This is a genomic window from Micromonospora sp. NBRC 110038 (genome assembly GCF_020884815.1).
Classification (GTDB): domain Bacteria; phylum Actinomycetota; class Actinomycetes; order Mycobacteriales; family Micromonosporaceae; genus Micromonospora; species Micromonospora haikouensis.
This window is the reverse complement of sequence record NZ_BBOL01000007.1, coordinates 179,038-193,321: the sequence shown is the minus strand read 5'-3', so window position 1 is coordinate 193,321 and position 14,284 is coordinate 179,038. Positions and strand designations below refer to the sequence as shown.

Sequence of the window (14,284 nt, the reverse complement as noted above, 5' to 3'; positions counted from 1 at the left end):
AACATGAAGGGTCAAGGATTCCCTCATGGCTGACCTGGACATTCCCCCCGCCCGCCAGCTCATCGACGGCGCCTGGGTCGCCGCCGCCGACCAGGGCGAGCTGCCGGTGCTCGATCCCGCGACCCGCGCGCCCATCCAGCCGGTGGCGCGGGCCCGGGCGGCCGACGTCGACGCCGCCGTTGCGGCGGCCCGCCGGGCCTTCCCCGGCTGGGCGGCGACCTCACCCACCGAGCGCGGGGCGATCCTGCGCCGCTGGGCCGACCTGATCGCCGCCCACGTCGACGCCCTCGCCGACCACGAGGCCCGCGACGTGGGCAAGCCCCGCTCCGGCGGGCGCCTCAACATGTACATCGCGCACGGCATCGTCGACTACTTCGCCGGCGCGGCCGACAAGCTCACCGGCGTCACCCTGCCCACCCGCACGCCGGACTACTTCGGCTACACCCGCCCCGAGCCGTACGGCGTGTGCGCCGTGATCATCCCGTGGAACGTGCCCGCCGTGCTCACCGCGGCCAACGTCGCCCCGGCCCTCGCCGCCGGCAACACCGTCGTGCTCAAGCCCTCCGAGATCGCGCCGCTGGCCCCGTTCGCCCTGGCCGAGCTGGCCCGCCGGGCCGGCCTGCCGCCGGGCGTGCTCAACGTCGTCACCGGCCTCGGCCCCGAGGCGGGCACCGCCCTCACCGGGCACCGCGACGTCGACCACATCAGCTTCGTCGGGTCCACGGTGACCGGCCGGGCCGTCATGCGGGCCGCCGCCGAGAACCTCGTACCCGTGAAGCTGGAGCTGGGCGGCAAGTCCCCGAACGTCGTCTTCGCCGACGCCGACCTGGACGTGGCGATCCCGGCGATCGTCACCTCGATCACCGAGAACGCCGGGCAGAACTGCTACGCCGGGTCCCGGCTGCTGGTCGAGGAGTCGATCCGCGCCGAGGTGGTGGAGCGGGTCGCCGCCGGCATGGCGGCCGTGCGCACCGGCGCATGGGACCAGGACCTGGACATGGGGCCGCTGGTCAGCCAGGCCCAGTACGACCGGGTGCGCGGCTTCCTGGCCGAGGCCCCGGCCGCCGGGGCCCGGCTGGTGACCGGCGGCGAGTCGGCCGGCGGACGCCACGGCGACGGCTGGTTCGTCGCGCCGACCGTCTTCGACGGGGTCGACTCCGGCATGCGGCTGGCCCGCGAGGAGGTCTTCGGCCCGGTGCTGGCCGTGCAGGGCTTCCGCGGCGTCGACGAGGCCGTGGCGCTGGTCAACGGCACCGACTTCGGGCTGCTGACCTGCATCTGGACCAGCGACGTGTCCCGGGCGCTGCGGGTCGCCGCCGACGCGCGCAGCGGCCAGGTGGCCGTCAACCAGTTCCACGACGCCGGGGTGATCGGCTTCCCGTTCAACATGCAGAAGGAGAGCGGGTTCAGCCGGGGCGGCGGCTACGCGGCGCTGCGCGAGTACACCCAGGAGAAGGCCGTGGCGGTCCGCCTGCTCGATCGCCCATCGGCGTGACCCGGCCGGGCGAGCTTCCGGCGGCCCGGACGCGGCTGACCGTCGCGACCGGGCCGCCGCCGGCCGCGTTCGCCCAGGCCCTCGCCGAGCTGGCCTTCGGCGGCGCCGGCTGGCCGGGCCTGCTGGCCGCGCTCGCGCAGCGCGTCGGGGCGGCCTGCCGGCTGGTCTCCGAGGCCGGGGAGCTGCTGGCCGCCAGCGACGGCGCGGCCGGCGACGCCCGCGGCGCCGACCCCGACGACGTACGCCGGGCCCTGGCCGGCGCCCGGGCCGGCGGCGGGCAGGTGGCGGGAGCCGTCGCCGGTCGGGTGCGCTGCGCCGACGGGTGGACCGGCCGCGCCGTGCCGGTCGGCGCGGGCCAGCGGCGGCTCGGCGCGCTGCTGGTGGCCGAGCCGGTCACCGCCGGGCAGCTCGACCTGGCCCGGGCCGCGACCACCGCGCTGCTGATCGACGCCGTACGCCGCGAGTCGCCCCCGCCGCCCGCCCTCGCCGACGCCGCGGCCGTGCTGCGGGCGCTGCGCGACGGCGTCCGCCAGCCCGGCCCCGGCGACCCGCTCGGTGCGGGCGCCCCGCCCGGCGTCGCCGGCTCCGGCGGGGCCGTCGGCCCGCGCGGGTTCACCGAGGCCGACCTGCTGCGGGCCGGGGCGACGCACGGGTGGCGGCTGGACCAGCCGCACGCGGTCGCCGGGATCGGCTACACCGGGGCCCAGCAGCGGCGCTGGGCGTCGGCGCTGAGCTGGCTGGACCGGCCCGTGCTCGCCGAGGGACGGCGGGCCTGGACCCTGCTGCACGGCGAGGACGTCGAGCGCGAGGCGACCCGGCTGCGGGCCCGGCTGGACCAGATCGTCGGCGTGGGGCAGGTGCGGGTGGCCAGCGGCGCGACGGTCAGCGGGGCAGCCCGGACGGCGGCGTCGTTCCGCGACGCGGACCGCCTGCTGAGCCTGCTGCTGCGCCAGCCGGACGCGCTGCCGGAGCTGTCGTTCGGTCGGGCCGGGCTGCACCAGGTCCTGCTGGCCGTGCCCGACGAGCGGCTGCGCTGGTTCGTGCGGCGGCACCTGGGACCGATCGCGCACCGCGACGACCTGCTGCGCACCCTGGACTGCTGGCTGGCCACCGGGGGCAGCCGGCAGGCCGTCAGCGAGCGCCTGCACCTGCACCGCAACTCGGTCGGCTACCGCGTGGGGTTGATCAAGCGGCTGCTCGGCGTCGACCCGCTCGACCCCGACACGGCGACGGTGCTGCGCACCGCGCTCGCCGCGCGGGAGCTGCTGGCCGCGTCCGACCCAGGCTGACCTGCTGGTCGATGCCCGGTGAACGGTGCGGCGGGGACGTAAAGGCACGGCTTGGTTTCGCTGGCGTTCCTGTTTCGGTCAAGCCGTTGACATGCCGACGGACCGCAGGCAGAGTACGTCGCTAAGCAACGCGAATCACAATGCAAGACGCCATATTGATTGGCAGAGCGCCGGAGGGGTCCTGTGCGAGCGATGGTCCAGACGGGGTTCGGTGGCCCGGAGGTGGTGCGACTGCGCCACCTGCCCGACCCCGAGCCCGGCCCGACCGAGGCCGTCATCCAGGTGCACGCCGCCGCGCTCAACCACCTCGACCTGCTGCAGCGCAAGGGCCCCGGCCGGCTGCCCGGCTTCCGCCTGCCCCACGTCGCCGGGATGGACGTCGCCGGCCAGGTCGTCGCCGTCGGTTCCGACGTCACTACGGTACGCCCCGGCGACCGGGTGCTGGTCGACCCGACCGTCGGCTGCGGCGCGTGCCCCTTTTGCGCCGACGGTCAGCCCGGCTACTGTCCCCGGCTCGCGGTCGTCGGCGGCAACCGCCCCGGCGGCTTTGCCGAGTATGTCGCCGTCCCCGCCGCCGTCGTGCACCCCGTGCCCGCGCACGTCGACCTCGCCGACGCCGCAGCCCTGCCCACCGCCTGGAGCCTTGCCTGGCACGCCGTGCACCGCGTCGGGGCCGTCCGCGCGGGGGAGTGGGTGCTGGTGCAGGCCGGCGCTAGCGCCGTCAGCATCGCCGCCATCCAGCTCGCCCGCCGCGCCGGGGCGCGGGTGATCGCCGTGGCCCGCACCGAGGCCAAGCGGGCCCTCGCCGTCGACCTCGGCGCCGACGCGCTCGACCTCGACGAGCAGACCGTCGCCGAGGTGCGCGAGCGCACCGGCGGCCACGGCGTTGACCTCGTCGTCGACCACGTCGGCACCGCCACCTGGCCGGTCTCCCTGGCCAGCCTGCGCACCGGCGGCCGGCTGGCGCTGCTCGGCAACACCAGCGGCGACCAGGTGACCTTCTCCCTGGCCGACGTCTACCACCGGGGGCTGCGCCTGCTCGGCGCGGGCGCGTACGCCCCCGCCGACTTCGCCGCCATGCTCGACGCGTTCTACGCCGGCGGGCTGCGCGTGGTGCGGGCCACCGAATACCCGCTGGCCGACCTGCCCGAGGCGTACGCCCGGCAGGAGTCCCGCGACCTCGTCGGCAAGATCCTGGTGCGGCCATGACCGGGACCCCGCCGCCGACCCCGGCCGCCCCCCGCCCCGCCGGCCCCGCCGACCTGCTGATCGTCGACGCCGAGATCGTCACCATGGCCCCCGGCCGCGAGGTCGTCACCGGCGGCGCGATCGCGGTCACCGCCGGCCGGATCGCCGCGCTCGGCCCCGCCGACGCGCTGCGCGCCGCGTACCCGGGCAGCCCGGAACTCGACGCCGCCGGCTGCGTGGTCGTGCCCGGCCTGGTCAACGCCCACCAGCACACCACCGCCGACCCGCTCGTGCGCAGCAGCATCCCCGACGACGTCCCCGCCCAGCAGGCCATCTACGACTGGATCGTGCCGCTGCACGCCGCCGTCACCGGCGACGACGACGAGCTGTCCGCCACCCTCACCGCCGTCGAGGCGCTCAGCTACGGCGTCACCACGCTGCTGGAGCCCGGCACCGTGGCCCACCCGCTGCGGGTCGCCCGGGGGCTGCGCGCCGCCGGCATCCGCGCCCGCGTCGGCGGCTGGGGCTGGGACACCCCCGGCGCGCCCTACGCGCTGCCCGCCGCCGAGGCCCTCGCCGCCCAGGCCGACACCGTCGCCGCGCTCGCCGGCGACGACCTCGTCACCGGCTGGATCACCCTGCTCGGGCACGACCTGGTCAGCGACGAGCTGTTCACCGGCGCGGCCGAGCTGGCCGAGCGGCTCGACGTGCCGATGACCTGGCACATCTCGCCGGGCCCGGACGACGTCACCGCGTACGCCGCCGCCGGCCGCGCGCGGCCCGTGCTGCACCTGCGCGACCTCGGCGTGCTCGGCCCCCGGCTGCTGCTCGGCCACGCCGTCTGGCTCGACGACGCCGAGCTGGCCGCGCTCGTCGACTCCGGCACCGCCGTCGCCGCCTGCCCCGGCGCGTACCTGCGCCTCGGGCAGGGCGTCAGCCGTGCCGGCCGGCACACCGAGCTGCGCCGCGCCGGCGGCCGGCTCGCGCTGGGCTGCGACTCGCACAACGCCGGGGACACCCCCGACGTGTGGCGCGCCGCCCGGCTCTTCGCCGGCCTGGAGCGGGACCGGGGCACGCCCGACCCGCTGCGCGCCGACGAGGTGTTCGCCCTGGCCACCGTCGACGGCGCGGACGCCGTCGGGCTGGGGCGCACGACCGGCTCGATCGAGGTCGGCAAGGCCGCCGACCTGGTCGTGCTGGACACCCGGACCATCTCCTGGGCCCCGCGCGGCGACCTGGCCACCCAGCTCGTCTGGGGCGCGGCCGGGCACACCGTCCGCGACGTCCTGGTCGACGGTCGGCTGGTGGTCCGCGACCGGCGGGTCACCACCGTCGACGTCGACGCCCTGCGCGAGGAGGCCACCGCACGCCGGGCCGCCCTGCTGCGCCGGGCCGGCATCGACATCCCCCATCGCTGGCCGACCGTGCCCGCGACCGAACACTGCGCGCGCCCGGCCGAGCCGGCCGCCGCAGCGCCCCCACTGTGAAAGGACACGCACCATGACACTTCGTACCGCGAAGGGCCCGGCGGCGGTGCTCGCCGGCGCCCTCGCCTTCGCCCTGTTCGGCTGCGCGAGCAACGACGCGTCCGCGCCCTCGGCGGCGGGTACCGCCAGCGGCGGGACCACCCAGGCCGGGCAGCCCGACGTCAACGGCGACGGCAAGGTCGTCATCGGGGTGCTCAGCCCCGGCGACATCAACGACAAGGGCTACTACGAGAGCTTCGTCGTCGGCGCCGAGAAGTTCGCCACCAGCAAGGGCTGGCAGGTCATCAAGCGCGGCAGCGTCCCGGCCACCGAGGCGCTCGCCGCCGCGCGGGCGCTGTGCCAGCAGGGCGTGGACATGGTCGCCCTCGGCGCGTCCGAGCTCAAGGACGCCATCCCCGCCTCCGAGGAGCCGGTCTGCGCGAAGACCGCCTGGTACGTGCCGTCGTCGGAGAACGTCCCGCAGACCCCGCGCACCGTCATCTCCAGCGACGACCCCAACCAGAGCATGCTGGCCGCCGGCTACGCCACCGGCCTGCTGATGCAGCAGAAGAACGCCACCAAGGCCGGCTTCGTCACCGGCATGGAGGCCGACTTCTCCGTCAACGCCGCCAAGGCGTTCAAGGCCGGCATCCGCATGGTCGTGCCGAAGGCCGAGCTGGTCACCACCTACACCGGTGACTTCAACGACTCGGCCAAGGCCCGGGAGGCCGTCCAGGCGCAGCTCAGCCAGGGCGTGAAGGTCATCTACCCGTACCTGGGCGGGGCCACCGACGCCGCCGCCAAGCTCGCCGCCGACGGCGGGGCCATCACCCTGACCCCCGGCACCGACCGCTGCGACTCGACCGACCCGCGCTTCGACATCTCGGTCATCTTCGACCCGGGCGCGTACTTCGCCGCCGCCCTGGAGCTGTTCGCCAAGGGCGAGATGCAGCTCGGCACCACCAAGGTGTGGCACCTCGGCAAGGACGCGTACCCGACGGTCAAGATCTGCTCCCCCACCGCCGAGCAGACCCAGAAGATGGACGCCTTCATCGCCGACGTGGGTGCCGACAAGATCGACACCAAGGCGGAAGTCGCCAAGCTCGGCTCCTGACCCCTGCCGCTCGACGACCAACGAGGTGGACGGACTGTGAACGTTGACGACCAGCTGACGCCGGCTCTCACCCTGCGCGGGGTCAGCAAGCGTTACGGTCCGGTTGTCGCCTGCGACGCCGTGGATCTCGCCGTACGGCCCGGCGAGATCCACGGCCTCCTCGGCGAGAACGGGGCCGGGAAGTCGACCCTGATGAAGATCCTGCTCGGGCTGGTGCACCGGGACACCGGCACCATCCTGCGCGGCACCGAACCGATCGAGATCGACAGCCCGCAGGTCGCCGCCGACCTCGGGCTGGGCATGGTCCACCAGCACTTCAGCCTGATCGAGCCGCTCACCGTCTGGGAGAACGTCATCCTCGGCGACACCGGGCGGGTCGACCGGGCGGCGGCCTGCGCCCAGGTCGAGCAGGTCGCCCAGCGCTACGGGCTGCCCATCGACCCGCTCGCCCGGGTCGACCGGCTCTCCGCCGGGGAACGGCAGCGCGTCGAGCTGATCAAGTGCCTGCGGCGCGACCCGTCCGTGCTGATCCTCGACGAGCCGACCTCCGTGCTCACCCAGGCCGAGTCGGCCGAGCTGTTCACGGTGCTGCGCCGGGTCGTGCAGGCCGAGAACCGCGCCGTCATCCTGATCAGCCACAAGCTCGCCGAGATCATGGCCGCCACCGACCGGGTGACCGTGCTGCGGCGCGGCGCGGTGGCGTTCCACGGCACGACGGCGGACACCACCGCCCAGGAGCTGGCCCGGCAGATGGTCGGCCGCGACGTCTCGCTGCGCGCCGAGGGCGCGGCCCTGGGCCTGCTGCCCGTCGAGCCCCAGAGCCCGGCCGGCGCGCCGCCGTCCACCGACCCCGCCGGGGCGGCCCCGGCGGCGGACCCCACCACGCCGGCCGCGCTGCGGCTGCGCGGGGTGACCCTGCGCGTCGGCGGCCTGCCCGTCCTCGACGACCTGCACCTCGACGTCGCCCCCGGCGAGATCGTCGGCCTGTACGGGGTCGAGGGCAACGGCCAGGCCACCCTCGGCGAACTGCTGTCCGGGCTGCTGGTCCCCGACGAAGGCGCCGTCGAGGTCGGCGGCCGCCCCGTCGAGCTGACCCGGCCGGGCACGCTGCACGAGGCCGGCCTCGGCATCGTCCCCGAGGACCGGCACCACTCCGGGGTGGTGCTCGACATGAGCGTGGCGGAGAACCTCGTCATGAAGTCCCTCGCCGGGGTCTGCACGCGCGGGGTGCTCAGCCGGCGGCGGATGCACCGGATCGCCCGCCGGCAGATGGCCGAGTTCAACATCGTGGCCCCCTCGCCGGACACCCCGCTGCGCAGCCTCTCCGGCGGCAACCAGCAGCGGGTGGTGCTGGCCCGGGAGCTGTCCGCCGGACCGAAGGCGCTGGTCGCCGCCCAACCCACCCACGGGCTGGACGTCGGCGCGATCGAAGACATGTACGTGCGGCTGCGGCAGGCCGCCGCGGAAGGAGTGGCCGTGTTGCTGATCTCCACCGAGCTGGAGGAGGTGATGGCCCTGGCCGACCGGATCGCGGTGATCTCCTCCGGCCGGATCGTCGGGGTCCTCCCCACCGCCGAGGCCACCGCGGAACGCCTCGGCATGCTGGTCGGCGGGGTGGCGCACTGATGGCCGCCACCACCGTCGCCGCGCCGCCCACCGGCCCGAACGGCCCCGACGCCACCGGCCGCCGGCTGCTGCGCCGGCTCAACCCGGGCGTCGGCGGCTGGCAGGTGGCCGCCGCCACGGCGGCCACCGTCGCCGTCGCCCTCGCCCTGTCCGCCCTGCTGATCTCGGTCACCGGCGGCTCGCCGACCGCCTCGGCCAAGGCCATGTACCAGGGCAGCATGGCCAGCCCCGCCGCCTGGACCACCTCCCTGCTGTACGTCGCGCCGCTGCTGCTGGTCGCCGTCGGGGCCTGCGTCAGCGCCCGCTCCGGCTTCTTCAACATCGGCCAGGAGGGGCAGGTGCTGATCGGGGCGCTCTTCGGCGCCTGGGCCGGCCTGCGCCTGGCGCTGCCCGGACCGCTGCTCGTCGTCAGCGTGCTGGCCGCCGCGGCAGTCGGCGCGGGCGCGTGGGCCGGGCTCAGCGCCCTGATGTACCGCTTCCGCGGCGTCAACGTCGTGGTCAGCACGATGCTGATGACCTTCCTGGCCCAGCAGCTCGTCTCGTTCGCGGTGAACACCCCGTGGCTGCTGCAGGAGTCCCGGCTGGGCCGGGGCACCCTGTCCCCGCAGTCCAACCCGCTGCCCGAGGGCGCCCGGATCAGCTCCCTCGGCGAGTACCCGAACCTCCAGATCAACGGCGGCCTCGTCCTGGCCATCGTCGTCGCGGTCGTGTTCAGCCTCGCGCTGGCGCGTACCCGATGGGGGTTCCGGCTCACGATGACCGGCCTCAGCCCGGCGGCGGCCCGGCACGCCGGCGTGCGCGTCGGCGCCCTCGGCGGCATGGCGCTGGCCATCTCCGGCGGCCTCGCCGGCCTGGCCGGGGCGCTGCTGTTGGCCAGCCCCGTCGGCACCAACCGGTTGCAGCCCGGCATGTCCCTCAACATCGGCTGGGACGGCCTGCTGGTCGCCCTCGTCGCCCGGAACAACCCGCTGCTGGCCATCCCGGTCGCGGTGCTGTTCGGCGTGCTCCGGGCCGGGGGCAGCTTCCTGGCCGCCACCGGGGTGCCGCCGTTCCTCGTCGACGTGGTCAAGGCGCTGCTGGTGCTGGCGTTCGTCGCGCCGCCGGTGGTGATCGGCATGCTGCGCAAACGCCGCCGCGCCGGCGAGCCGGCGACCACCACGCCCGCCACCGACCCGGCCGTGAGCAAGCAGGACGCTATGGAAGGCAGTCTGGCATGAGCGCCGCCGACAACATCGCCACCATCCTCTCCAGCGGGGCCCGGCTCACCGTCCCCCTGGCCTTCGCCGCCTGCGGCGAGTACGTGGCCCAGCGCGCCGGCACCCTCAACATCTCCGTCGAGGCGATGATGCTCGGTGCCGCGTTCGGGTCGATCGCCGTGGCCAGCGCCACCGGCAGCGCCACCATCGGCCTGGCCGCGGGCGCGCTCGTCGGCGTGGCCGTGGCGTTCGTGCACGGCAACCTGTCGCACCGGGTGCAGATCAACACCTTCGTCGTCGGCCTGGTCCTCAACGCCCTCGTGCTGGGCCTGACCAGCTACCTGATCACGGTGAGCACCTTCACCGGGCACCAGGTGTGGCAGGTGAGCGTGCCGGTGCTGCGGGACATCCCGCTCGTCGGCCCGATGCTGTTCGTGCAGCGCTGGCCGGTGTATCTGCTGCTGGCGGTGATCCCGTTGACCTGGTGGCTGGTGCAGCGCAGCCGGTGGGGGCTGGAGCTGCGGGCCGTCGGGGAGAACCCGCAGGCCGCCGACGTGAGCGGGATCCACGTCAACCTCCGCCGCCGGCAGGCGCTGCTGTGGTGCGGGCTGCTCGCCGGGCTCGGCGGCGCGTACCTGGCCGTCGGCGAGGTCGGCTCGTTCAACCAGAACATGACCGCCGGGCGCGGCTACCTGGTGATCGCTGCCGTGATCTTCGGCGCCTGGCGGCTCGGCCGCACGCTGGTCGGCTGCGTCGTCTTCGGCCTCGCCGACGCGATGCGGCTGGCGCTGCCGGCACTCGGGGTGACCATGAACTCGCAGCTGCTGATCGCCGCGCCGTACCTGTTGGCCCTGCTCGCGATGCTGGTGTTCGCCACCGCGCACCGCGAACCCCGGGCGCTGGCCCAGCCGTTCCAGCGCGGCACCACCTGACCCGGGCGGCAGCGAAAACGGACGGGTGCCCGGTGCTCCGAGAGGTGTTCTCGGCGCACCGGGCACCCGTCGTGGCGCTACTTCGTGGTGCCGGTCAGCGCGACCAGGGCGTTGGCGGTGCGGAAGTAGGGGTTGCGGCCGAGGTCGCCGACGGTGGTGATGTTGAAGGCGTCCTTGAGCAGCTTCGCGTCGCCGTCGCTGACCCCGGCGAGGGCGGACACCGGGGCGTCGACGATCTCGGTGAGGGTCTTGTCCTGGTAGGCCTTGTCGACCAGCTTGGTGAGGTCGGCGGTGACGGGCATGCACACTCCTTCGAAACTCCGGCCGGACAATCCGGCCGGATGCGGACAAACCTGACAAATTAGATCATGGAACGGCGCGCGACTCCACAGCGGACCCGCCGGAGGCTCACGCCTCCTCGTCGCCGCCGTCGTCGTCCTCGTCGTCGCCGAACACCTCGTCGGCGATCATGCCGCCGGCGAAGCCGAGCGCCGCGCCGCCGACCACCCCCGCGACGACCCCGCCCATGCCGGGCCCGTCGTGCCGCTCGTGGTGCTCCTCCTTGTAGTGGCCCCCCGGGTGCCCGTAGGCGGGCTGGCCGTAACCCGGCGCGCCGTAGGCGGGCTGCCCGTAGCCGGGCACGCCGTAGCCGGGCGGCGGGGGCGGCGGCGGGTAGCCGGGTGCCCCGTAGCCCGGGACGGGCGGGGCGTAGCCGTGGCCGGCGTGCGGGCTCCGGTGGCCGTCGAGGACCTGGCGGATCCAGCCGTCGACCTGCGCGGCCCAGTCGCCGTGCTCGGCGCCGCCGTGGGCGACATGATGGCGGGCGTACGAGTCGTGGCCGCCGCCGAACAGGCCGCCGCGCTTGTCGAACTCCAGCACGACGTCGACGCCGTGCTCGTTGGCGACGAAGGTCAGCTCGACCTCGTTGACGGCGTGGGCGTACTGCGGGGCCGCGAAGTATTCGATCTCCTGGTAGAACGGCAGCGTCTGGTGCAGCCCGGAGATGTGCCCGCGTTCGAGGTCGGCGGCCTTGAACTGGAAGCCGAGCCGGCCGAACGCCTCCAGGATGCGCTCCTGCGCCGGCAGCGGGTGCACGTACACCGGGTCGAGGTCGCCCTTGTCGACCGCGCCGCGGATGGCCACCTCGGTGCGCAGGCCCATCGTCATGCCGTGCAGGCGCTGCCCGTACAGGTCGGTCACCGGGGTCTCCCACGGCATCGCCACCTGGAACGGCAGGGAGAGGTGCTGCCCCTCCCGCAGGTGCAGGCCGCCGGCGACCTGGACGCGGTGGAACTCGACGAGCGCGTCGTGCCCCTCCTCCGCGCCGTCGACCTCCACCCGGGTGACCAGGCCGACGGTGATGTGGTCGATCTCCACGTCGTGGCTGCCGCCGGTCAGGTTCACCTGCCCGCCGAGCAGCAACCCCGGGCGGGTGTTCGGGTTGGACAGGACCGTGTCGACGCTCGGGCCACCCACCCCGAACGCGCCTAACATCTTCTTGAACACTCCGTGCGTCTCCCTTGACAGCCACCACGCGCGCCACCCGGACTCGGTGGAACGTCCACCGGGAACCCTTGTGCCGCAACGGATTCAGCGGCGTCCATGGTGGAAGCCGCTGCGCCGGGAAAGTACCAACTCAACCTGAGAGGTAGCTGAGTGTATCCATCTGCTTAACCTTCGGTAGGGTTGCGTGGGTTGGCGTGCCTGCCCTTGTTTCTGCCTACGCGAGTGGATGCACGGCAGCCATGCTCGTGTCGAGCAGCGCGCCGAGGTCGGCGTCTTCGTCGGGCGACAGCCACTGGGCCTGTGCCGCGTGGAGGCAGGCGATCGCCGAGGCGGCAAGGGCCTGCGCGCGCAGCGAGGCGTCGCCGCCGTCGGCTGGCAGCCGGGGCTTGAGGGCTGCGGCGATCTCGCTCTGCCACGCGGCGTCCTTGCCCTGTCGGATGCTGGGGCGTTCGAGCATGAGCCGGCCGAGGGCCTTGGCGTTCGGGTCCCTGCTGGCCTGTTCGAGCAGCGGGTCGAAGGCGCGGCGGAGGGCGTCCCAGGGCGATTCGCCCGGGGGGCGCCCGGCGAGGGCCTCGGCGATCGCCCGGCCGGTGCAGGCGAGGGCCTCGGCGAGCACCTCGTCCTTGCTGGCGAAGTAGCGAAAGTAGCTGCGTCGGGAGATGCCCGCGGCCTGGGCGATCTCCTCGACCGTCGTCGCCTCGAAGCCCTGACTCAGGAACACGCCCAGCGCCGCATCGGCGATCTCCACGCGCACGGCCCGACGGGCCCGGTCCCGAAGCGACAAGTCTCCTCCACTCACCCCGCCATGCTACTCTTGCGTGCCGATGGTGGCACTAGAGTGCCACAACTGACATGCAAGAGACAGTGGGGAGTGGGGCGAATGACCGGACGGACGATCGTCGTCACGGGTGGGTCCGACGGGATCGGGGCCGAGGCGGCGCGGCAGATCGCGCGCGCCCGACCCGAGCACCGACTCGTCGTAGTGGGACGATCCGCGCAGAAGACAGCGGCCGTCGCCCGCGAGGTCGCCGCGGCGGCCCACTTCGCCGCGGACTACACGCGGCTCGACGACGTGCGGCGGCTGGCCGCGGACATCCGGGGCTCGGTCGACCGCATCGACGCGCTGGCGAACAACGCCGGCGGCATCTTCGGCGAGCGCACCGCGACCGTGGACGGCAACGAGAAGACGTTCCAGGTCAACCTCCTCGCGCCGTTCCTGCTCACGCATCTGCTCCTGGAGCCGCTGCGTGCCGGGGACGGCATCGTGGTCAACACGTCGAGCGCCTCGGCGAGGTTCGTAAGAAAGGTCGACGTCGACGACCTCAACCATGAGAAGACGTACGCGCCGATGCGGGCCTACGGCGATGCGAAGCTCGCGAACATCCTGTTCGCGCGCGGCCTGCACGCCCGTTACCGGTCGGCAGGAATCAATGCTGTCGCGTTCGATCCCGGCAACGTCCGCACCGGCTTCGGGGCGGAGAACAACGATGTCCTCACCCGGCTGCTGTATCGAACCCCGCTGTCGCGGCTGGCGTTGATCTCGCCGGAAAGGGGCGGAGCGAACCTCGCGCACTTCCTCACCGGGACGCCCGGCATCGACTGGGAACCGGGACTCTTCTACGCCCAGCGGAAGCCCGCGAAGCCGTGGCAGACCAACAGGCAGGTCAACGACGAAGCCCTCATCGACCGGTTCTGGCACCGAGCCGCCCGACTGGCCGGAGTGGAGCCCTGAGCCCAGCCCGGAGATCGCGCCGCCCGCGCTGACCTCCCCGTAGCATCGACGGCATGACCTCCACCCTCGATGCCCTCCCGCGGATCGGAGCACCAGCGACGCGGGCCCTGAACAACGCCGGCTATACGACCCTGCGCGACCTGGCCGGGGTGCCCCGCGCCGAGCTGGCCAGGCTGCACGGCATGGGGCCGAAGGCGCTCGGGATCATCCAGCACTCCCTGGAGGAGCACGACCTCAGCCTGGGGTAGGGGACACCCCCGCAGCGGCGGTACGGGGAGAGGAACCCGCCGACGAGCAAGCCGCTACTCCGGCCGTGCGGGTGGTGTGAGCCAGGCCAGGGGCCGTCCGGTCAGCGCGGCGTCTGCGAGGCGGTGGGCGGAGTTGGTCCTGAGTGCGGCGCGGCTGCTGTCGATCCAGCGTTGGACGTTGTCGATGCCCTGGTGGCGGTACTCGACGGCTTGGACGAGGCATTCGAGTTTGTCGGCGTCGCGGGCGACGATGGCGTCGAGGGTTTCGCCGGCTTCGTACTCGGTGACGGCGGCGGTGAGGTAGCGCTTGGCGATGTGGGGCAGGTCGGTGGTGCGGGTTTCCTGGGTGTCGTGCAGGACGCAGAGCATGGTGACCCGGGCGGGGTCGGCCCCTTCCATGGCGGCGAGGATCATGCCGATGAGGGCGGCGCGTTTGAGGACGCCGGCCTCGAAGATGAACCTCATCGCGGCGGCGTGCTGGTCCTCGCTCAT

General features: G+C 74.0%; 14 protein-coding genes. 10 read left to right on the top strand and 4 right to left on the bottom strand.

The window, feature by feature from the left end:
* Nucleotides 1–25 precede the first annotated feature (25 nt).
* From LPU61_RS23720 to LPU61_RS23685, 8 genes are all read left to right on the top strand, one after another.
* A complete protein-coding gene (locus LPU61_RS23720) occupies nucleotides 26–1,495 on the top strand; it encodes an aldehyde dehydrogenase (protein ID WP_229406185.1) in 1,470 nt (489 codons plus the stop codon).
* The gene (locus LPU61_RS23715; RefSeq protein WP_229406184.1) at nucleotides 1,492–2,784 is read left to right on the top strand and encodes a helix-turn-helix domain-containing protein; all 1,293 of its coding nucleotides are present in this window, start codon (nucleotides 1,492–1,494) and stop codon (nucleotides 2,782–2,784) included. Before LPU61_RS23720 ends, LPU61_RS23715 begins: the two co-directional genes overlap by 4 nt.
* A 192-nt stretch (nucleotides 2,785–2,976) precedes the next feature.
* Nucleotides 2,977–3,993 carry an alcohol dehydrogenase catalytic domain-containing protein gene (locus LPU61_RS23710; RefSeq protein ID WP_229406183.1) on the top strand — a complete coding sequence of 339 codons (1,017 nt, stop codon included), beginning with the start codon at nucleotides 2,977–2,979 and terminating at the stop codon, nucleotides 3,991–3,993.
* A complete protein-coding gene (locus LPU61_RS23705; RefSeq protein ID WP_043963150.1) occupies nucleotides 3,990–5,459 on the top strand; it encodes an amidohydrolase family protein in 1,470 nt (489 codons plus the stop codon). The genes LPU61_RS23710 and LPU61_RS23705 overlap by 4 nt, the downstream gene beginning before the upstream one ends.
* A 13-nt stretch (nucleotides 5,460–5,472) precedes the next feature.
* Complete coding sequence (locus tag LPU61_RS23700) at nucleotides 5,473–6,552, top strand: BMP family ABC transporter substrate-binding protein (protein ID WP_043963151.1); 1,080 nt, start codon at nucleotides 5,473–5,475, stop codon at nucleotides 6,550–6,552.
* Nucleotides 6,553–6,588: 36 nt separating this feature from the next.
* The gene (locus tag LPU61_RS23695; protein ID WP_176734274.1) at nucleotides 6,589–8,178 is read left to right on the top strand and encodes an ABC transporter ATP-binding protein; all 1,590 of its coding nucleotides are present in this window, start codon (nucleotides 6,589–6,591) and stop codon (nucleotides 8,176–8,178) included.
* Nucleotides 8,178–9,395 carry an ABC transporter permease gene (locus LPU61_RS23690; protein ID WP_229406182.1) on the top strand — a complete coding sequence of 406 codons (1,218 nt, stop codon included), beginning with the start codon at nucleotides 8,178–8,180 and terminating at the stop codon, nucleotides 9,393–9,395. Before LPU61_RS23695 ends, LPU61_RS23690 begins: the two co-directional genes overlap by 1 nt.
* Nucleotides 9,392–10,306, top strand: a complete 915-nt coding sequence (locus LPU61_RS23685; RefSeq protein WP_229406181.1) for an ABC transporter permease — start codon at nucleotides 9,392–9,394, stop codon at nucleotides 10,304–10,306. Before LPU61_RS23690 ends, LPU61_RS23685 begins: the two co-directional genes overlap by 4 nt.
* 77 nt (nucleotides 10,307–10,383) lie before the next feature.
* Here the strand turns inward: LPU61_RS23685 and LPU61_RS23680 are convergent, their stop codons facing one another.
* From LPU61_RS23680 to LPU61_RS23670, 3 genes are all read right to left on the bottom strand, one after another.
* Nucleotides 10,384–10,608: a hypothetical protein gene (locus tag LPU61_RS23680; RefSeq protein WP_077937497.1), complete on the bottom strand. Its 225-nt coding sequence runs from the start codon at nucleotides 10,606–10,608 to the stop codon at nucleotides 10,384–10,386.
* A gap of 106 nt (nucleotides 10,609–10,714) precedes the next feature.
* The gene (locus LPU61_RS23675; RefSeq protein WP_229406180.1) at nucleotides 10,715–11,800 is read right to left on the bottom strand and encodes a sporulation protein; all 1,086 of its coding nucleotides are present in this window, start codon (nucleotides 11,798–11,800) and stop codon (nucleotides 10,715–10,717) included.
* A gap of 226 nt (nucleotides 11,801–12,026) precedes the next feature.
* Nucleotides 12,027–12,611 (bottom strand): TetR/AcrR family transcriptional regulator, encoded by a 585-nt coding sequence (locus LPU61_RS23670; RefSeq protein ID WP_229406179.1) that lies wholly within the window; start codon nucleotides 12,609–12,611, stop codon nucleotides 12,027–12,029.
* 39 nt (nucleotides 12,612–12,650) lie between these two features.
* On the opposite strand from LPU61_RS23670, the gene LPU61_RS23665 reads away from it, so the two are divergent.
* Both LPU61_RS23665 and LPU61_RS23660 read left to right on the top strand, forming a co-directional pair.
* Nucleotides 12,651–13,544 carry an SDR family NAD(P)-dependent oxidoreductase gene (locus LPU61_RS23665; RefSeq protein WP_229406178.1) on the top strand — a complete coding sequence of 298 codons (894 nt, stop codon included), beginning with the start codon at nucleotides 12,651–12,653 and terminating at the stop codon, nucleotides 13,542–13,544.
* A 53-nt stretch (nucleotides 13,545–13,597) separates the two neighbouring features.
* Nucleotides 13,598–13,792, top strand: coding sequence for a helix-hairpin-helix domain-containing protein (locus LPU61_RS23660; RefSeq protein WP_229406177.1), 195 nt, complete (start codon nucleotides 13,598–13,600; stop codon nucleotides 13,790–13,792).
* Between the two features lie 54 nt (nucleotides 13,793–13,846).
* Here the strand turns inward: LPU61_RS23660 and LPU61_RS23655 are convergent, their stop codons facing one another.
* Entirely contained in the window at nucleotides 13,847–14,284 is a 438-nt protein-coding gene (locus LPU61_RS23655) for an HD domain-containing protein (RefSeq protein WP_229406176.1), read from the bottom strand.